This window comes from Psychrobacter coccoides, from assembly GCF_017498085.1.
GTDB lineage: Bacteria > Pseudomonadota > Gammaproteobacteria > Pseudomonadales > Moraxellaceae > Psychrobacter > Psychrobacter coccoides.
This window is the reverse complement of sequence record NZ_JAGBKM010000002.1, coordinates 90,502-110,648: the sequence shown is the minus strand read 5'-3', so window position 1 is coordinate 110,648 and position 20,147 is coordinate 90,502. Positions and strand designations below refer to the sequence as shown.

Here is a 20,147-nt window from a genome sequence, read left to right as displayed (position 1 = left end):
TGACAAGCTAAAGGCGACTTAGTTTAAGCGCTCTTTTAGGTTTTTACCAGCTTTAAAGCTTGGTACTTTGCTGGCAGGTATTTTAAGCTCTTCGCCAGTCTTAGGATTACGGCCAGTACGTGCTTTACGGTCTTTTACGCTAAACGTACCAAAACCAACTAATGAGATGCTATCGCCAGCTTCTAGAGCTTCACCGATACTTTCCATGACGGCATTTAGGGCATCACCAGCTTGTGTTTTGTTTAGGCCACTTTTTTCGGCAATGCTATCAATCAATTCTGACTTATTCATAAGTTTTCCTTCAAGTTTAAGGGCTGAAATAAACGCTAACGTCAGGCATTGTATCGCTCTCAGAATATTTAAGCAATAAAAACAAGTTCCAACGTCTTAATTTTCAGGTTTTGCGTTGTTAACGTCTTTATATCAAGGCTATATAAGGAGTGCAAGCGATTTTACATTTTTTCGTGGCCATCATTACCTTTTTGACACTTAAAATTACTCAACTCAACTGTCAATCGCTGTGTGATTTGTAAACTTAAAACTATATTATAAAGCAGCCACTAAACTATAGCGTTATAGAGGTTTACAATACCCTCTACTTAAGATATAAAATCACCCTATTAAAACTTGTATCATATGGCTTACCGCTGATTTGGTTTACTAACCGGCACATCTATCAGCGTTACTTTTTATGATGAAGGCGTTATGATAAAGACGCTATGGTTATTGTTTAACGATAACTACGATACAAAAATTACTGTTTAAAGTTACTGTTCAAAAACTGTGCGCAAAAGCGGCATACCCCATAAGCTTGCAGCGCTTGTTATTTTGGCGATCACTATTACCTGCCCAACAAAACGGATTATTTACATGAAGCGTTCTACGTTGTCTCACTCCCTTCTTAATATTACTCTGGTATTCGCTGAGTCAGCATTAACCCTGCTATTACGCTTGGATCCTGAGCTACGTAAAGCTGCCTACCCACTTGCTAAGCAAGGCACTGTCGTCAGTTTGCGTTTATACCTACCCCATGTTGAGATATTTGCCACCTTTAGCTCTAAAGGAGTGTTACTGGATGCTCAGCTGCCCGTTGATCGTAGTGAGCCTGATATCGTCATTAATGCTTACAGTCTTCAGGTATTAAATGCGGTGATGTCTCATGGTAGTGATGCGGCGGATAAGTTACAGATGCGCGGTGAGGTCCATCAAGTCCAATTGGTTCGACAGTTTATAATGCAGCTGGGTATGGGCAGCCTTATTCAAGGTATTATTAAAAAATTTAAAGGAAGCACTAGCAAGTCTAAGCCCAATGATGACGAGATGGAAGCAAAGAAAAATGACTACAAGCTACGCATAAAAGAACAACAAACACAAATTAATACGCTAACCATCAAAAACCGTGAGCTCGAAACAACAGTAAAAGAATTACAAAGCAAACAAAAAACCTTAACGATTTCAGCGGTAGTAGCTGCTGTCATCGCCGTCATCGCTATCGTGATTGCATTACTCTGAGACTAGCGCTACCCAATCAAGCCTATCCCATTTTGCTCAATAGTCTCTGGATGACGTGATGGCATTAGACTATTGAGTAGCCCCGTCGTTTTGTCATCTTACTCACAATTGTTATCTCTAGTCAGGTCAGTATAAAAAAGACCCAACAAGACTAGAATAAATTATTTGCAGCCTCTGTCAGTATAGGTACAGCACGCAAAAAAATTCATACCAGTCTTGCCTGTTCATGCAATGTATGTATTTTATTTAGTATCGACTATAAGACTTGGTGATTTTATTTTATTAATTATAGCGATAAATAAGGTTAACCATTTAACCACATTTTAATCTTGACTAAATTACTCAGGATTAAGTATAATACCTCTATTGCAACAGACATCGGATGAATTATCTGTCGTGTGACGGTCGGATGCTTATAACCGGTCGTGCCGCTGCGGTCAGAATACATTTATTGCTTTTGACTTATTTATTAGAGTTGATACCTGTAAAGCTCAGTTCAACGACTCAAACTACGATAATAAGTTCGTGATCGAATGTGGCTTATCATTGATCAACTTGGAGATATTTTATGCGTTTAACCACTCGAGGCAGATATGCCGTGACCGCATTATTGGATCTGGCCATACAAACCAGCCAGCAAGACAGTGCCGTCTCTTTATCTGATATTGCCAAACGACAGTCTATCTCTATCTCATATCTTGAGCAATTATTTTCTAAATTGCGAAAACGGGGACTTGTGACCAGTATTCGCGGCGCAGCAGGCGGTTATCATTTAGCCAAACCACTGCAAGAGATAGACGTCATGAGTATCATATCCGCCGTCGATGAGTCGGTGAATGCCATGCAGTGTGAAGGACGTGGCGACTGTCAAGGTGGAACCATGTGTTTAACCCATGATTTATGGTGCTCATTATCAAATCATATCGAACAGTACTTGAAAAATATAACATTAGCGCAATTACTAGATATAGAAAGCGTGCAGTCCGTATCAGAACGTCAGCACCTGTCTACAAAAGAGACTTCTATAAAAGACATTAACACTATTACTTTATCGACAAGCGAGGCAAACCCAGCATGAGCCAACATAACTCCCTTATTTACTTAGATTACGCTGCCACTACACCAGTTGCCAAACCGGTAGCTGCAAAAATGAGCGAATATCTGACTGTAGATGGTATCTTTGGTAACCCAGCCTCACGCTCACACGGTTATGGTTGGCAAGCAGAAGAGGCAGTAGAAACTGCCCGTCAGCAAGTTGCTGAAGCGATAAATGCTGACCCTCGTGAGATTGTCTTCACTTCTGGGGCGACAGAGTCAGATAACTTAGCCCTCAAAGGGGCGGCCAATTTTTATCATTCTCGTGGTAAGCACATCATCACCAGTAAGATCGAGCACAAGGCGATATTAGATACCTGCCGTGAGCTTGAGCAAGAAGGCTTTGAGATCACCTATCTCGAACCACAAGCAGCGACTGGTCTTATTTTACCAGAGCAAGTAAAAGAAGCGCTGCGTGACGATACAATCTTAGTGTCACTGATGATGGTAAACAACGAGCTTGGTACCATTACTGATGTGGCTGCTATCGGTGAGATTACCCGAGAAGCAGGTGTGATCTTCCATGTCGATGGCGCACAGTCTATTGGTAAAGTGCCTGTGGACCTGGCAGAGATGAAGATTGACCTGATGAGTTTCTCTGGTCATAAAGCCTATGGCCCCAAAGGTATCGGCGCATTATTTGTCCGTCGTAAGCCACGTATTCGTCTAAAAGCTGAGCAGCATGGCGGTGGTCATGAGCGTGGTATGCGTTCAGGAACGCTACCAACCCATCAAATCGTTGGTATTGGTGAAGCTTTTGCCTTAGCCAGTGAGCGCTACGAAGAAGATCATGCTCACGCAGCCAAACTGCGCCAAAAGCTATGGGACGGTCTACAAGATATCGAAGAGATTTATTTAAATGGTGATATGGACAACAGCGTACCCAACATCATTAATATCAGCTTTAACTTTGTTGAAGGTGAATCGCTTATGATGTCGCTAAAAGACTTGGCTGTCTCGTCAGGTTCGGCTTGTACTTCAGCGACACTTGAACCATCATATGTGCTTCGTGCTATTGGTCGCCCCGATGAATTGGCTCACAGCTCGATTCGTTTTAGCTTTGGCCGCTATACGACTGAAGAAGACATCGATAGAGTCATCAAGCAAATGCATGAAGCCGTTGACAAGCTGCGTGCTTTATCGCCGCTTTGGGATATGTACCAAGAAGGTGTCGACTTAGACTCAGTAGAATGGACTGAGCACTAATTTAGCAAGTGAATGGCCCTTTAAGCCATTACATATATTGAATAGATAATTTTTACTAAACGATTGATCAGACAGTTATAAGTACAGTGTTATTGTATATATACATTATTATTGACTTAAAGTTTGACCCCAATTATCGATGAGTAGATAGTTACTGATAAGTAGTCTATCTCTCATCACCTAACTAGGAGAAAACCTCATGGCCTATAGTGACCAAGTTATTGATCATTACGAAAATCCACGCAACGTTGGCAATCTTGACAAAAATGCTAAAAACGTTGGTACCGGTATGGTTGGTGCTCCAGCTTGTGGCGATGTGATGCGTCTACAGATCCAAGTCGATGATCAAGGTATTATCGAAGATGCTCGCTTCAAAACTTATGGCTGCGGCTCAGCTATTGCATCAAGCTCACTCGTTACTGAGTGGCTAAAGGGCAAAAGCTTAGACCAGGCGGGTGAGATTAAAAACATGGATATTGCTGAAGAGTTGGCACTGCCACCAGTAAAAGTCCACTGCTCTGTACTTGCAGAAGATGCGATTAAAGCCGCTATCAGCGATTACAAAGACAAGCATGGTACTGGTGAAGCAGCTGAAGAAGCCACCAGCTAAACGTGCTACTGCATACGTCATGCTGACTCAGGAGTACTGTAGTAGCATTGTGTTAAAAACCAGTAACGATCTTGGTCGTTACTGATGTTGAAAAATGCTAGAAGGTGGCAATGACGCTTATGTACTTGTCACCTTTTATTTTATATTTAATGAACCTTTTTATTATTTATTATAGTCAATGGGAGTTGGCATGATTGAAATGACAGAACGCGCCGCTCAGCATGTACGAGAGTTTTTAGACAATCGTGGCAAAGGCGAAGGTATTCGAGTGGGCATCCGTACAGCCGGCTGTTCAGGTTTGGCTTACGTTTTAGAGTTCGTCGATACACCGGATGATAACGATACTCGCTACGAAAGCCGTGGCGTCAATATTTTTATTGATCCGAAAAGCTTGGTGTATTTAGATGGCCTGCTTATGGATTACGAAAAAGAAGGCTTAAACGAAGGCTTTAAATTTACCAACCCCAATCAAAAAGGTGAATGTGGTTGTGGCGAGTCGTTTACGGTTTAAGATTTGGATCATGAACGATAGATGCTAGTATAAGCTTGGCGTTTTCAGCCCATCATACTTTAGGCTCATCATTAAATAATTTTAGTTAGCTATTTTTATTAGACAGGTTTTTCAACCTGATCAAGTATTTTATAATAAATAAAAGCAAGGCGTATGCTATGACAGACATTACCGCAGAAGCACAATTTGATAACTTTTTTGCTTTATTTGAACAACCTGCTCAATTTGACGTCGATCAAGTGCGCCTTGAACAACAGTTACGTCTATTACAAAAACGCTATCACCCTGATAATTTAGCAGTCGATGAGACTAAGGGCGTGACAAGTGCGCTGCAGGCTAAACAGCAATCTGAACAAGCTTCAGCACTGATTAACCAAGCATACCAAACCTTAAGCACTCCTGATAGTCGTGCCAGTTATTTACTGCAATTGGCTGATCAGGCACAAAACTTGGAACACTCGATTGCAGATTTAGACTTTTTAGAAGATGCCATGCAAATGCGCATCGATCTCGACGAAGCCATCGAAGACAAAGATCGTGCGACATTACAACAGCTACATCCGCAAATTACGGCACGCCTGACCAAACAATCTGAGCGCTTTAGCCTTGCCTATCAAGATGAAGACTGGAAAACAGCAATTGATGCCACACAAAAGCTAAAGTTTTTGGTCAAGTTAGATGCTGATGTAACAACGGGGCTCGATGAAGTAGCGAGCGCTGAGCAGTCAGATGATGATGATTTATACGTTTGAACTACTGACTTTAGGTTTGGTTACTTTTGAATAAGCTTGGTGTTCTTTCTATAGATGCTGCAGCTTTTGTATTCAAACGCAGTTCTCAAGGGAAAAGTAATATTTAACCACCCAACACTTAAAACCAGTTTAACGACCACGTATAATCTCTGAATTTACTTCATTTCACTTATCTATTTTATCTCTGAGTTAACTTATGTCTTTATTGCAAATTGCCGAACCCAATCAAAGTGCCCAACCGCATCAACATCGTTTTGGTCTAGGCATCGACCTTGGTACCACACGTTCATTGGTTTCAGTAGTGCGCTCTGGCAAGGCACAAGTCCTAGAAGCAGGAGCTACGGCAGATACGCTACTGCCATCCGTGGTTTATTACCCAAGTACAGGCAGACCACAGGTTGGCTATGACGCCTTAGCTCACTTAGCAGATGATCCAAAAAACACCATCATCTCGGCGAAACGCTTTATGGGACGCAGTCAAGCAGACATTAAATTCTCTCATCCCTATGAGCTGAGCGGCAATGCAGACGATATGCCAGCCTTCGTCACTGCCCAAGGTGAAGTCTCTCCTGTCGAAGTCTCAGCACGTATTCTGGCCGCCCTTGAGCAACGAGCCGCAAGCGCATTGCCTGCAGACAGTATCGAAGGCGCAGTGATTACTGTACCTGCTTACTTTGATGAAGCACAGCGCCAAGCCACTAAAGATGCTGCTCAAGCGGCAGGGATTAATGTCCTGCGACTGTTAAACGAGCCTACCGCTGCTGCAGTGGCTTACGGTCTAGATAAGCCAGATGAAAATGAGACTAATGAACACTATTATTTAATTTACGATCTGGGTGGTGGCACCTTTGACGTCTCTGTCTTAAAACTCACTGATGGCGTGTTTGAAGTATTAGCAACGGGCGGTAATAGCGCCTTAGGGGGTGATGATATTGATCGCCTTATGACCAATTGGCTGATCAAACAATTAAGCATCGACCCCAAAGATGTCAGCCGTCATGACAAATCGATACTTGCCCAACAAGCCAAAGCATACAAGCAAGCACTTACCGACGCTGAGCAGGTCAATATAGATATCACGGTCAATGGGCAATCTTATCAAGGCGTGCTACAGCGTAAGGACTTGCTGACCATAGCAGAGCCAGTCACTCGCCGTACGCTAAGCGTCTGCGAACAGGTGTTACGTGATGCCAAACTTGAGATTGAAAACTTGGATGAAGTGATCTTGGTCGGTGGTTCTACCCGTATGCCTGCTGTACAGCAAACAGTAGCAGAGTTTTTTGCCAAACAGCCTTTGTGTCGTCTAAACCCAGATGAGGTAGTCGCCCTAGGTGCGGCTCAAACAGCACACCAGCTCGTTAATGGTGACAGTGATAACAATCTATTGCTGTTAGATGTCACCCCTTTATCGCTCGGTCTTGAAACCATGGGTGGCCTGGTTGAGGTACTGATTCCACGCAACACCCCCATTCCAGTAAAAAAACGACAAGTATTTACCACCTATCAAGATGGTCAGACGGGTATGGTGATCCACGTGGTGCAGGGTGAGCGTGAAACTGTTGAAAACTGTCGCTCACTTGGACGTTTTGAGCTATATGGCATACCACCAATGAAGGCAGGTTTTGCTCGCATTGAGGTGACCTTTAGTATTGATGCCAATGGCCAGCTTACTGTCAGTGCACAAGAGACGACGACCAAAACAGAAAGTAAGATTGAGATTGTGCCTGCTTATGGCCTATCTGATGAACAAAAAGAACAACTGCTTGTGGCCGGGTTTCAGCATGCCGAAGAAGATAAAAACGCCCGCTCTTTGATTGAGACCAAAGTAGAAGCAGAGCGTGAAGTATTGGCGCTGCAGTCGGCACTAAATGAGTTTGCAGCCCTACTCACCACCGAAGAGCAGCAAGCCCTTACCGAACAAATCCAAGCTCTACAGACGGCGCTGAGTACTGACGATCTAACTGTGATTGAAACGGCACAAGCCAATCTCAAGCCACACAGCGATGCTTTTGCCGCTCGTATTATGAATCAAAGTGTCAAGGCCAGTATGGCGGGTACCAGTGCACAGGACTGGTAATAGATACGCTTCATCACTCATACATTTATAGATAACGCCTAACTATTGTACTAGGCTGATATCTTATAGCTTTTACTTTTTACCTTTTAATTGATTAGCACTGGATAGATTATATATGCCAAAGATTACCGTATTACCTCATCATGAGATTTGCCCCGAAGGCACTGAAGTCGAATTAGAGTCAGGTCAAAACCTGTGCAAAGCGCTATTAGAAAAAGGCATCAAGATAGAGCATGCTTGTGAGATGTCAAAAGCCTGTACCACTTGTCATGTTGTCGTACGTAAAGGTTTTAATAGCTTGGATGAGATGGACGATATCGAAGCTGATTTACTCGACCGTGCTTGGGGGTTAGAGCCAGACTCTCGCCTGTCTTGTCAGGTCATGCTAGAGGACGAGGATCTCACCATTGAGATTCCTAAATATACACTCAACCATGCCAAAGAAAACCATTGATCTGTACTTCTCTTTGAAGCAGTATAGCTCTAGTAGCAAAAAGTACATATAATAAAGCCAGCTCACGAGTAGCTGGCTTTTTCACATCTCTACCATCGATATCTCATATCCATCACTGATATCTATGGATATTTACATTTGCCAGTCAAATGGCATCTGATGATGGCCTCGCAGCGCCATCATTAAGGTCTGCTGCATCTGAGACAACACAGCCGGCGTATATGGAATAGCGGGGATACCCCATACTGGGTTTGGCCATTGCATATCGTTTTGATAACGCACGATATGATGAAAATGCAATTGTGGCACCTGATTACCAAGTGCTGCCACATTCATTTTGTCCGCTTGGAAGGTCTTGGAAAGTTGGCTTGACAGCCAGCTTGACTCACGTAAAAACTGCGCTTGATCAGACTCAGAAAGCTCGTATAGCTCTTTAATACCTGATACACGTGGCACCAATATTAACCAAGGAAACTGGCAATCATTAATCAAGCGACACGTCGACAATGGAAAATCACCCACCAAAAAACTATCAGCGGCAAGTTTAGGATGCAGTTGAAACATAGTGACGGCTTCTCTTGTTATAAAACATCAATGGAATCAAGATTTATAAAATCTAAAACATAAGGGTGATCTATTTTATCAGTTATCAGCCAGATAAAATAGCGCCATTAGCGATTCACTGCCGCAAGCTCTATACCGCCTCGAGCACCATATGCTCACTAAAGTAGCGCAGCAGCTCTTGAATGACAGTCACTCGCTGCTCAGCAGTTTCAAGCTTGTCGGCATCTGTATAGCGAATGCCTGAAGCGCCATTCATGCGATAGCGCTGACCATCGGATTGAATCAGCTTAATAATCGCTAACGCATCAACTGGGGTATCGGGAGCAAACTCCAATGTTACGCTATTGCTATTGGCATCTATTTTATTGATTTTAAGCGGCTCGGCTTGTAAACGCAGACCATGAATGGCAAACAGCTGCTTGGTTTGATCAGGCAAGCTACCAAAGCGATCTATCATCTCAGTACGAATATCCGTCAACGCCTCCTTGTCATCAGCATTACTAATACGCTTATAAAATAATAAACGCTGGTGTACGTCGTGTAAGTAGGCTTCTGGTATCAAGGCGGCACTGTGCAGATTGATCTCGCTGGTCAGTGATAACGGGGTGTTTAAATCTGGCTCTTTACCGGCTTTAATCGCTTTGGTAGCCCGCTCGAGCATATCCATATACAAGCTAAAACCAATCGCCTGCATATTGCCACTTTGCTGCTTGCCGAGTATCTCTCCGGCTCCTCGAATCTCTAAATCTTCGCTGGCTAGCATAAAGCCTGCGCCAAGCGTATTGGCACGCTCGATAGCGTGTAGACGTCGCTTTGCATCGCCTTTAAGCCCTTTTAACGATGGCACCAGTAAGTAACAGTAGGCTTGATGATGACTACGGCCCACACGGCCACGCAATTGATGCAGCTGTGCCAGCCCAAACTTGTCAGCCCGCTCAATAATAATGGTATTGGCATTGGGGACATCGATACCTGTCTCGATAATCGTCGTACACACCAAGACGTTGAATTTTTTATGATAAAACTGCTGCATGATTTGTTCAAGCTGCCGTTCTTGCATTTGACCATGCGCCACCCCTACCCTAGCTTCTGGCACCAGCTCACGAATTGTCTCTGCCATACGCTCGATACTAGCGACATCATTATGTAAAAAGTAAACCTGCCCGCCACGTAATAGCTCACGTAAGATAGCCTCTTTCATTAACGCCTGTGTCTTTTGCATGACAAAGGTTTTGATGGCGAGACGACGGGCAGGCGGCGTGGCAATAATTGACATGTCACGCATACCAGATAGCGCCATATTTAGCGTACGTGGAATGGGTGTGGCGGTCATAGAAAGACTATCTACGTCGGTCTGAATCGCCTTAATACGCTCTTTATGCCGCACGCCAAAGCGATGCTCCTCGTCGACAATCATCAAGCCCAAATTAGCAAACTGAACGTCTTCTTGCAGCAGTTTATGCGTACCGATAACGATATCGACCTTACCTGCCGCCAGATCTGTCAACACCGTATCTTGATGTTTTTTGCCGCCAAATCGTGATAGGGTTTCGATACGTACTGGCCAATCAGCAAAACGATCACGAAAGTTATCTTCGTGCTGTCCTGCCAGCAAAGTCGTCGGTACCAGTACCGCCACTTGATAACCGGCGCTAACTGCAATAAAGGCGGCACGCATCGCCACTTCTGTCTTACCAAAGCCCACATCCCCACAAATAAGTCTATCCATAGGTTGGTTTTGCTTCATATCATGCATCACTGCCTGAATGGCATTGGCCTGATCTGGGGTTTCTTCATAAGCAAATTGACTGGCAAACAGCTCGTACTGTGAAATATCTATCTTAAAGTGAATACCTACTTTTGCTTCACGCCTTGCCTGCATATTAAGCAACTCAGCAGCCACATCATGAATTTGTTCGAGCGCTTTTTGCTTGGCCTTATCCCACTTGCCGCTACCGATCTTATGTAGTGGTGCCAGCGCTGGATCACCACCACTGTAGCGACTGATCATTTGTAAGTTTGCGACAGGCACATAGATACTGGCATCGTCAGCATATTTTAAATGAATAAACTCTTGCTCACCATCACCCACATCTAACGTAATCAGACCATTATAACGGCCGATACCGTGCTCAATATGAACGACTGGACTGCCTTCAGTCATCTCTGTGACGCTTTTGACTAAAAACTCTTCAGATACCCCACTGTGACGGCGACGGCGTGTTTGTAGTACTTGACGGCCAAACAGCTGAGTTTCACTAATGAGCACCAGACGCTCAGGGACATAAACGCCACGCTCAATCGGGGCAACGGTCAAACCCACCTGAGGCAGGCTATCCTGCTGTATCGACTGCTGCGTATGCTGATTTGCCAAAAATGCCTCAAAGTTATTATAGGTGGTGATGCCGATCTTACCTTTGAACAGCTCTATTAATATCTCACGGCGACCAGCCGTCTCAGCGACGATCAGCACTGGCGTGTCTGTCTGCGCTTGACGCTCTAAAAATGCTAACAGCGCAGTTAAGGGCTCGGCCTTTTGATGATTGACAGATAGCTGCGGTGGGTGCTCTGCACTTAGCGTCACCACACCTTTTTGCTTTTTTGAGTCGGACATATCCGCTGAATCATCATGAGCAGTCAGCTCGTCACGGGCACTAAGAATCACACGGGGGAAGCGCTTGAGCTGCTCATTAAGTACATTTGAGAGTAAATATAGCCATTCAGGAGCGACAATAGGCTTATCGATATCATGACGGCGTTCTTCATAACGACGCTGGATTTGTGACCAATAGTCTGACTGTTTTTCACTGATAAGCTCATCCGTGATAAACAAAGCGTCACTGGGTAGATAAGAAAATAGCGTACCTTGTGCTTCCCAATCCTCTAGATCAAAAAATAATGGCTGATAATATTCAAGCCCGCTACTGGCAATCCCTGCCATCACGTCTTTGTGCAGCTCAGACTTACGGCTGCTGGTATTGGGAAACATCTCGGCGAAGTTGGTACGGAACGTCTCTCGACCTTCTTCTAATGGAAACTCTTTGGCAGGAAGTATCTGAAACTGCGTCAGGGGTTTAGAGATATCTGGCAGCTTATGCAGTAGCGACAGTGATTCTTGCCCCATGCTTTGATCATTATTTGCAATCAAGGCTTTAAGATCAGCCTCAGTTAAGGTTCGCTGAGTTTGGGGATGAAAAAACTTGATGGTTTCAATCTCATCATCAAACAGATCCAAGCGCAGTGGGAATGGCTGCCCCATCGCAAAAATATCAACAATACTGCCACGAACAGCAAACTCGCCTGGCTCAAAGACGTTTTCTACCGCTCGGTAACCCGCCTTTGCCAACAGCTCACGCTGGGTATTGATATCAAAAGTATCACCGACACTAAGATCGAAATGCTGACCAATCAGCCAGCTGGGCGGTGCCACACGCTGCATGAGGGTCTGTACGGATATAAGCAAGACACCTGATGTCGGCATATCAGTAAGCAGATTAATACGTTCACTGACAATATCCTGATGCGGTGACAGCTCATCATAGGTCAGGGTTTCCCAGTCAGGAAACACATAAGCATCGACACCGCAAAACGCCAGCTCGGTCTCTATCTGATTGAGCTGGTTTTGATCCCGGGTTACCACGACTTTTAATCGCTCCTCAACCTTCCATAACGGCTCATCAACCAAACTTGCCAGCCACAAGCTGCTGACTGCACCGTGAACAGGAGCGAGCCAACGTTTTTGCGACTCCTTAATAGGAAACAGCTTCTGATTAATGGGGGCAAATGCGGCAGTCAAAGCAGTGATAGGCATAGCAAATTCAAGTCATGGTTAGGAAGTAGAAGGCTATTATACGAACATTTTTTACATTGACCAAATCAATGCCGTAACGGTTTGTCACCGTTTGACAATGGTCAGCTATTTGTTAGTATGGCCTACTTTTTAGCTGTTGCACTTTTAATACATTTTTATTAACTCATGTTTGTTAACCAGGACATCTTATCAAACAGCTCAGCTACCTCATCAGGAGATTCGTCACCTATGAACGAGCACAAAAAAATTCCCAAACCGCTAATTGACAAGTTCCGGCGGCAACTCTACACCACCAAGCACAAGGTGGGAGAAAACAATATTGATATATTCGGCTTAGAGCTGCATAACCCTGTGTTTTTTGTGACTGCGCTTGCGGTTATCGGCTTTGTGCTGTTTACCTTGCTAGCACCTGAAACTGCCAATTTATGGCTAAATGGCACTAAGGATTGGGTGGTTAATCGGTTTGATTGGTTCTTTGTCAGCACTGCCAACATCATGGTGTTATTTTGCTTTATTTTGATTGTATCGCCTTATGGCAGTATCCGTATTGGTGGCATCAATGCACGCCCCGACTTCAATAGACGCTCATGGCTTGCGATGTTGTTTGCTGCTGGTATGGGTATTGGGCTGATGTTTTGGAGCGTGGCAGAGCCGCTTGCTTATGCCAGTGGCTGGGCAGGTACACCGCTGAATGTGGCGGCGGACAGCCCTGAGGCATATCGGGCAGCGATGGGTGCCACCATGTATCACTGGGGACTGCACCCTTGGGCAATTTATGCTGTAGTGGGTCTGTCTTTAGCACTTTTTGCTTATAACTTTCGCTTTCCGCTGACCATGCGTTCGGTATTTTACCCTATATTTAAGGAAAAGACTTGGGGTTTACCCGGTCACATCATCGACGTACTTGCCGTGCTGGCTACCATCTTTGGTCTGGCAACCTCACTAGGGCTTGGTGCTCAGCAAGCCGGTAGCGGGTTGAACTATCTGTTTGGTTGGGATTTTGCTGGCAACTCACTGGAGATGATGATCATCGTGGTGGTCACAGCACTTGCCACGATATCTGTGGCACGTGGCCTTGATGGCGGGGTCAAGGTACTGAGTAACGTCAATATGATAGCGGCCGCAGCGTTACTGTTGTTTGTATTTTTTGTGGGTAACTCGCTGGGCTTATTGGGCAAAATCGCTGCAACTACCGCTGATTATATCTCTTATATCGTACCGCTATCTAACCCAGTCAACCGTGCTGACAGTGACTTTTTTCACACATGGACGGTATTTTATTGGGCGTGGTGGATCAGTTGGTCGCCATTTGTCGGTATGTTTATCGCACGTATCTCAAAAGGCCGTACGGTACGCGAGTTTGTGGTGTCCGTTATGCTCGCACCCACGCTGGTTACCATCATTTGGATGACTATCTTCGGTCAGACAGGGCTGAGTCAATACCAAAACCAAGTGGGCGAACTGGCAGGCGGGGTGAGCAATGCCTCGCTCACTTTGTTCCAGATGCTAGATAATCTGCCCCTTGGTACCATAACGTCCTTAATCGCCATTATTTTGGTTATGGTGTTTTTTGTCACCTCCTCAGACTCAGGCTCGTTAGTGATTGACACCATCACCGCAGGCGGTAAGATTGAAGCGCCTGTGGCTCAGCGTATCTTTTGGGCCATCGCTGAGGGCGCTATTGCGATCGCTTTACTTTATGGCGGCGGCGCCGAGGCACTCAAAACCATTCAGGCCGGCTCGGTCAGTACCGGACTACCCTTTACCGTGGTGCTGATCGTCATGTGTTTGAGTCTTTGGCTTGGCTTACGGCGCATTTACAAAGCGCGCGAGCAGATGCTCTCTGAATTAGAAAAATACTAGGGACTGTTGATACAGTCGACCACTGATGGCTACAAAAAAGCCCCAGTCTATTCACATAGACTGGGGCTTTTGCTGTCTTTAGTGATAATTTATCTTAATCGATCAAAGGCTTGTCACTGGCAATAATGCCGTTATTATCGACATAGACAAACATTCCTGAGTTCAACGTCAAATCACCAAAGCTGATTTCTAGATCCGTTTGCCCTTCATCACGGCGGGTAGACTTGCGTGGAATACAGCCAAGTGCCTTAACCCCAATGTCCATCTGTGCTAGGTCATCAACATCACGGACACAGCCGTAGACAATGACCCCTGCCCAACCATTATCGATAGCGGACTGGGCAATCATATCGCCAAGTAACGCACAACGCATAGAGCCACCGCCATCAACGACCAGTACTTTGCCCTCGCCATTGTTGTCCTTACCATCACTATTTAATAGCGCTTTGACTCGGCTATTATCTTCAAAGCATTTTACGGTCACTATTTCGCCGCAAAACTTGTCTTTTGCCCCAAAGCTGTGAAATGACTTGCCTTCGATATTGGGCAGGCAGACCTGCGACTCAGGATTGGCATCCAATAAATCACAAGTGACAAAATTCTCTTTGTTCATAGCTGTCGATTCTGACATGATGATACACTCCTTGTTGAGGGTTAATGGCTTTTATTCTACTTTTTTACTCGTGTCATCGCTAGCATCTGTTTGTTTTCGATGATATCTGTCGTGCTTGGCACACTCTCTTTACGATATCTATTACGCTCGTATACGTCATGTGCCGCCATTGCCATAGCGATGGCCACTCGTTTGGCTGAGATTGGATGTAGAGGCAGTGATTCAGACACCAATGGCGAGATGAGCTTAAAGACTGTTTGGCTAATATTCTCAAGTGGCCGGCCTTTATGCTTGCCCAACAGTAGTGAAGGGCGAAAAATAACCAACTGCTCAAAACCTATAGCGGTGATAGACTGCTCTGTCTCCGCTTTTACTTGATTGTACAAAAACCGACTGTCTAAGTCTGCATTCATAGCAGACAATAAAAAGAAGTTTTTGACCCCTTTGTCATAGCATAGCTTGGCAAAGTTGACATTATAATCATGATCTACTTTTCTAAACACCTCATCACTGCCTGCTTGCTTTTTGGTCGTACCTAAGCAGCTAAATGCGTCTGTTGAACCATCGACCCCTACACTGGCAAACACTTCTGCCAAATTATTAAAGTCAGTGACTTGATAAAAACGCATACTGGCGTTGATATAGCGCGGTGGACGCCGAGCAATCACAATTACAGTGTCATAAATTTCACTAAGCTGCTTGATCAGATGTTGTCCTACCAACCCTGTTGCGCCAATGATAACTGCTTTTCGCTGCATACCCTATCCATCTTCTTTTATTTGATCTTTTGACTATCATACCTAACCTTAGGCTATCATACCTAAGTTAGGGCCCTGTAGAGATGGGGATTCTAAAGTTTATTGTAAGAGATTTTATCACGGTAATGAATCACAACCGACTAATAACCTGCATTCCTTTACACTGCCTATCAGAGAACCACCCCAGTCATAACTTCTTTGAGTTTTAACAATCAAATACATTGTTCTTAGCGCAATAATTTGTTAAGATATCCGGCTTTACACGTCATAACTGTTTAATTATTCCAAATGGTTTTGACGGTTGCGATGTTTTATGGGTACTAGAGACCCTAACAACAGACATCGACATCATATTTGACGAGACGGCTGCTCGTCACCGATGATTGTTCGAACCCTTATTTATTGCAATCAACTTTCACACATTTTTATCTGTCTTTCATAAAGGAGATACGCGTGGCTAATACTGCACAAGCTCGTAAACGCGCCCGTCAAAACACCAAACGTCGTCAAGAATCTGCGTCACAACGCTCTATGGTTCGTACTTATTTAAAGCGTGTTGATGCGGCTATCGAATCAAAAGATTATGACGCAGCTACCGAAGCTTACAAAAAAGCGGTACCTGTGATTGATCGTATGGCTGACAAAGGCATTATTCATAAGAATAAAGCTGCTCGCCGTAAGAGCCGTCTAAACAAAGCGATCAAAGCCTTACAGGCATAAGATTTGCAGCGACCACATTAGGTGTTTGCTAAAGCCTTGTTCTTGTGACAAGGCTTTTTTTGTTTAAAGCGTTATGTCCACTTTACTTCTGGCGGTAATAAGAGCTTGTTAGAAGGAAACCCTGATAAGCGATAGCCATCTAACAAACTCTTGATGGGACGCACATACACCTCACCCCGCCAAATAAAATAAGCATTTGCTTTATCAAAAGGCCTATCATCAAACCACAAAAACACTCCTTCCATCATCTTAGGCCAGTCATTCCAATCGATCTCGACAACATCAAGCATGACTGCTAAAAAAGCAGACAGTAACGTATCATGGCTCACTGCCAACATTAGATGACCCGGCTGCGGCTGGTTTTGATAAAAAAGCGATAAAATATCCAAGCCACCTTGATACGCATTTTTGGTGCCTTCAAGATTGCCTTGCAAAAACCGATTGATAAAGTTAAGTACCCCGATCTCTTTAAACACCCGATTCGCAATATCAGGCTCAGTCACCAGACTACCAGGCTCGACCAACAACGACTGATGCTCAATATGGCGCTCTAGCCCTGCCCCCTCTTGCATCAATTGTGCAGTATCAATACAACGTCCAATCGGGCTTGAGATACTATCGACATCCAATGAATAAGGTAAATGACTTGCAAGCCAACGACCCCATGACTTAGCGAGCACACGACCTCTAGGGGTTAATGGCAGCTGATAGCTGGCAAACCCCTGCCCATCAGAGCGCTCACGCAGGGAGTGTCTGGTAAATAAAATAAGCCGCTTATCAGTTGGCAGCAGCTCAACCGATGGAATCATACTATCAGGCAAGTGAGCAGGTGCTGGCGCAATTGGGTTTTTGGTCAGAGATGCTTCAGCCTGATGCTTAGAATTATAAGAATCTGGAAGTTTATTCATGGCGACTAGCGTAGCAGAATTCTCATCTTAAGTGAAAGAAATACAAGTTGAGTAACGATATAAAGTCTTGGCTTGTCGTCCTCTGATGCTTGTCTCATGACAGACCATTAGAAAAAACTTAGATTTCAATCACTTTGTCCCAAGCAAATGCTATCTCAGTGCTGCTGACTTCATTGGGATAAGCACGAGGGTTGACGAGCACACGCGTGTTGTGAATTTGATAATCAAATGCTTCATGGGTATGTCCATGCACCCAAAGCGTAGGCGCCCATGACTCATACATCCAAGCAGATAGATCACTTACAAAAGCAGCATTACTTGGCAAGTTAGCATACTTCTCAGACACAGATAATGGGCTGATACTGTGGTGACTCATTACCACCGTTTTTTTGCCAAGCGTTTTGGCCGCCATCAAGGCTTGCTGCAGCCATTGACGCTGCTTAGCATGAATCTGTATCGAGACCTCAGGTGAAAACAAATCATATCCGGCATAAATCTGCTTATAGTCTCGCATAAATCGCCTAGCAACCATCATAGTATCTTCATCAGCTTGATATTGATAGTCGGTCCACAAGGTACAGCCTAGGATGCGCACATCACCCACATCCATATATTGGCATTGCAAAAAACGTAGCCCCTGACAGGTGGTGGTATTATAGTTGTCCCACGTTGCCAGTTTTTTGTCAAAATGCAGTACATCTTCACTAAAGTACTCATGATTGCCAGCAATAGTCACGACAGGGACTTGCAACCGTGCCGCCTGCTCTTGCAACCAAGGCATGCCGCTATCGCTATTGGCAGTATCTCCTGCTACCAGCACCAAGTCAGCCTCTGTCTTGGGGATATGACCCATGGGATGTGACTGGCGAGCGTAGCTATCGATGTGTAAATCGCTTAAAATCTGTAATTTCATATTATCCAATACAACCAAAAAACATCAATAAATAGAAAACAGTGTAGCACTTAGCTTTGCGCAATTAAAAAGTAAAAAAGACAACTCAGGAGCTGTCTTTTTTATTATATTTCAAAAATAGAGATTCCACTTTATTCTTGTTAAATACCTTGCAAAATTTTATGTAGCTTTGCAGTAGGGTCTGGCGCTTGGGTGATAGAACGCCCAATCACCAAATAATCTGCACCATCATCTAATGCTTGCTTCGGCGTGCAAATACGCTTTTGGTCGTCTGCATTATCTTCTGGTAGGCGAATGCCAGGAGTGACCAGCTTGAAGTCTTTCCCACACAGTGCTTTAAGCGCTTTTGCTTCTTGAGCGGAACACACGACGCCATCAAGACCTGATTGCTGCGTGAGCTGCGCTAAACGGCTTACTTGTGGTTCTAAACCATCAGTGACACCTATCTGTGGCAACACGTCCTCAGTCATAGAGGTAAGTACAGTGACGGCAATCAATAACGTGTCATAGCCACCTGCTACTAACCGCTCCTTTGCCAATGACATCGCTGCACTACCTGCGCTGGCATGCACATTCACCATCCATACACCCAGATCTGCCGCTGCTAGTACCGCTTGTGCAGTAGTATTAGGAATATCGTGAAATTTTAAGTCCAAAAACACTTCAAAACCACGCTGATGCAACGCTTTTACGATCTCAGGACCTGAACGCGTAAACAGCTCTTTACCAACCTTTAAACGACATAAAGCCGGATCCAAATGGTCCGCTAACGCTAGTGCTGTATCCATAGTATTATTGTCTAAGGCAACAATAACAGGGGAGTTTATTATTTTTTTACTCATAATTTCGCTACTTATTATTCATGATGAGAGAGGTGGTTCTATCAGTACTGTATGACCATAAGCCATACAAAACCTAATCAGTCACGCTTGCGCTTAGTTAAGGTAGCACCCTTGTGAGCCGTACTTGTAGAGGTATCTTGCACCTGAGCAGGCGTCGCACCATAGACAGCCTCCTCTACCGTAGGGGCAGTCGCTTGACGGTCGATAACTGCGTTAGCTTGCGCCACTTGTTCTTCTAAGTTTTTATTGAGTTTTTGCAAACGAGAGATTTCCCACTTATTTTGTAGGACACGAAACATTAAAAGTGACAACAACAAACCTATCACTATGCCTAGTGTTAAGCAGATAATGAGTAGTAGTCCTAGATTCATCGCAGGCGCTTGAGAAAATAACAAACTCACAGCGACCTCAGTGTTGTTGGCCAATACCAGACCAAGCGAATAAGCAAAACTCAAAAAAAGTAAAACCAGCAGTAAAAATCGCATTATTTATATCCTTCAGCTATCGGTTATGTACAGCAATCACTTGATAACAATACGTCATTAAGACGCTGCAAATAGCCATCAAGAGCTCAACACACTCAGTGCTTATTATTCAGACTAGCACATTGTTATAGGATCACACTGCTGCTTTTTCGTTTACTGCCTCGCGTAACGCTTTACCAGGTTTAAAATGAGGAATGGCTTTAGCGGGTACTGGAACGCTCTCTCCTGTCTTAGGGTTACGACCTATGCGAGCCCGGCGATGATGCAAACAAAAACTACCAAAGCCTCGCACCTCGACCCGACCATCATTGGCTAAAGTATCGACCATCAAATCTAATATTTCACGAACTGCGTCATCTACTACTGTTTCAGCCATCGTGTCACAGTTAGCGCTCAAATTATTGATAAAGTCTGATTTGTTAATCGCTTGTTGCATTATTACGCTTGCCTTTT

Annotated in this window: 20 protein-coding genes; 10 read left to right on the top strand and 10 right to left on the bottom strand. The window is 44.4% G+C overall.

Features of this window, described 5'->3' with window-relative positions; translation table 11 throughout:
• Positions 1–18: 18 nt before the first annotated feature.
• Complete coding sequence (locus J3492_RS01950; RefSeq protein ID WP_207989213.1) at positions 19–291, bottom strand: HU family DNA-binding protein; 273 nt, start codon at positions 289–291, stop codon at positions 19–21.
• A 579-nt stretch (positions 292–870) separates the two neighbouring features.
• Here J3492_RS01950 and J3492_RS01945 point away from each other — a divergent pair.
• The 8 genes from J3492_RS01945 (at position 871) to fdx (ending at position 8,217) form a co-directional block, all read left to right on the top strand.
• The gene (locus J3492_RS01945) at positions 871–1,512 is read left to right on the top strand and encodes a hypothetical protein (protein WP_207989211.1); all 642 of its coding nucleotides are present in this window, start codon (positions 871–873) and stop codon (positions 1,510–1,512) included.
• A 568-nt stretch (positions 1,513–2,080) separates the two neighbouring features.
• Positions 2,081–2,590, top strand: coding sequence for an Rrf2 family transcriptional regulator (locus J3492_RS01940; RefSeq protein WP_207989209.1), 510 nt, complete (start codon positions 2,081–2,083; stop codon positions 2,588–2,590).
• Positions 2,587–3,813: an IscS subfamily cysteine desulfurase gene (locus tag J3492_RS01935; protein ID WP_207989207.1), complete on the top strand. Its 1,227-nt coding sequence runs from the start codon at positions 2,587–2,589 to the stop codon at positions 3,811–3,813. Before J3492_RS01940 ends, J3492_RS01935 begins: the two co-directional genes overlap by 4 nt.
• 199 nt (positions 3,814–4,012) lie before the next feature.
• Positions 4,013–4,423 carry a Fe-S cluster assembly scaffold IscU gene (iscU, locus tag J3492_RS01930; protein WP_207989205.1) on the top strand — a complete coding sequence of 137 codons (411 nt, stop codon included), beginning with the start codon at positions 4,013–4,015 and terminating at the stop codon, positions 4,421–4,423.
• Positions 4,424–4,613: 190 nt separating this feature from the next.
• On the top strand, positions 4,614–4,934 hold the full coding sequence (gene iscA / locus J3492_RS01925) for an iron-sulfur cluster assembly protein IscA (protein ID WP_207989203.1): 321 nt from the start codon (positions 4,614–4,616) through the stop codon (positions 4,932–4,934).
• A gap of 158 nt (positions 4,935–5,092) precedes the next feature.
• The gene (hscB, locus tag J3492_RS01920; RefSeq protein ID WP_207989201.1) at positions 5,093–5,686 is read left to right on the top strand and encodes a Fe-S protein assembly co-chaperone HscB; all 594 of its coding nucleotides are present in this window, start codon (positions 5,093–5,095) and stop codon (positions 5,684–5,686) included.
• Positions 5,687–5,882: 196 nt separating this feature from the next.
• A complete protein-coding gene (hscA, locus tag J3492_RS01915; RefSeq protein WP_207989199.1) occupies positions 5,883–7,763 on the top strand; it encodes a Fe-S protein assembly chaperone HscA in 1,881 nt (626 codons plus the stop codon).
• Positions 7,764–7,878: 115 nt separating this feature from the next.
• Positions 7,879–8,217, top strand: coding sequence for an ISC system 2Fe-2S type ferredoxin (fdx, locus tag J3492_RS01910; RefSeq protein ID WP_207989197.1), 339 nt, complete (start codon positions 7,879–7,881; stop codon positions 8,215–8,217).
• Positions 8,218–8,349: 132 nt separating this feature from the next.
• Here the strand turns inward: fdx and J3492_RS01905 are convergent, their stop codons facing one another.
• On the bottom strand, positions 8,350–8,781 hold the full coding sequence (locus tag J3492_RS01905) for an HIT domain-containing protein (RefSeq protein WP_207989195.1): 432 nt from the start codon (positions 8,779–8,781) through the stop codon (positions 8,350–8,352).
• A 130-nt stretch (positions 8,782–8,911) separates the two neighbouring features.
• Positions 8,912–12,592, bottom strand: coding sequence for a transcription-repair coupling factor (gene mfd, locus J3492_RS01900; RefSeq protein WP_207989193.1), 3,681 nt, complete (start codon positions 12,590–12,592; stop codon positions 8,912–8,914).
• Positions 12,593–12,820: 228 nt separating this feature from the next.
• On the opposite strand from mfd, the gene J3492_RS01895 reads away from it, so the two are divergent.
• The gene (locus J3492_RS01895; RefSeq protein ID WP_207989191.1) at positions 12,821–14,455 is read left to right on the top strand and encodes a BCCT family transporter; all 1,635 of its coding nucleotides are present in this window, start codon (positions 12,821–12,823) and stop codon (positions 14,453–14,455) included.
• A 94-nt stretch (positions 14,456–14,549) separates the two neighbouring features.
• On the opposite strand, the gene rraA is transcribed toward J3492_RS01895, so the two are convergent.
• Positions 14,550–15,086, bottom strand: a complete 537-nt coding sequence (rraA, locus tag J3492_RS01890; protein ID WP_207989189.1) for a ribonuclease E activity regulator RraA — start codon at positions 15,084–15,086, stop codon at positions 14,550–14,552.
• Between the two features lie 38 nt (positions 15,087–15,124).
• Complete coding sequence (locus J3492_RS01885) at positions 15,125–15,826, bottom strand: NAD-dependent epimerase/dehydratase family protein (RefSeq protein ID WP_207989187.1); 702 nt, start codon at positions 15,824–15,826, stop codon at positions 15,125–15,127.
• A gap of 453 nt (positions 15,827–16,279) precedes the next feature.
• On the opposite strand from J3492_RS01885, the gene rpsT reads away from it, so the two are divergent.
• Positions 16,280–16,546 (top strand): 30S ribosomal protein S20, encoded by a 267-nt coding sequence (gene rpsT / locus J3492_RS01880; protein WP_207989185.1) that lies wholly within the window; start codon positions 16,280–16,282, stop codon positions 16,544–16,546.
• A gap of 71 nt (positions 16,547–16,617) precedes the next feature.
• Here the strand turns inward: rpsT and J3492_RS01875 are convergent, their stop codons facing one another.
• From J3492_RS01875 to J3492_RS01855, 5 genes are all read right to left on the bottom strand, one after another.
• Positions 16,618–17,454 carry a histidine phosphatase family protein gene (locus J3492_RS01875; protein WP_207989184.1) on the bottom strand — a complete coding sequence of 279 codons (837 nt, stop codon included), beginning with the start codon at positions 17,452–17,454 and terminating at the stop codon, positions 16,618–16,620.
• Positions 17,455–17,572: 118 nt separating this feature from the next.
• Complete coding sequence (locus J3492_RS01870; protein ID WP_207989182.1) at positions 17,573–18,367, bottom strand: metallophosphoesterase; 795 nt, start codon at positions 18,365–18,367, stop codon at positions 17,573–17,575.
• A gap of 140 nt (positions 18,368–18,507) precedes the next feature.
• Positions 18,508–19,209, bottom strand: a complete 702-nt coding sequence (pyrF, locus tag J3492_RS01865; RefSeq protein WP_207989179.1) for an orotidine-5'-phosphate decarboxylase — start codon at positions 19,207–19,209, stop codon at positions 18,508–18,510.
• A 77-nt stretch (positions 19,210–19,286) separates the two neighbouring features.
• Positions 19,287–19,694: a LapA family protein gene (locus J3492_RS01860; protein ID WP_207989177.1), complete on the bottom strand. Its 408-nt coding sequence runs from the start codon at positions 19,692–19,694 to the stop codon at positions 19,287–19,289.
• Positions 19,695–19,827: 133 nt separating this feature from the next.
• A complete protein-coding gene (locus J3492_RS01855; RefSeq protein ID WP_207989175.1) occupies positions 19,828–20,130 on the bottom strand; it encodes an integration host factor subunit beta in 303 nt (100 codons plus the stop codon).
• Positions 20,131–20,147: the final 17 nt, after the last annotated feature.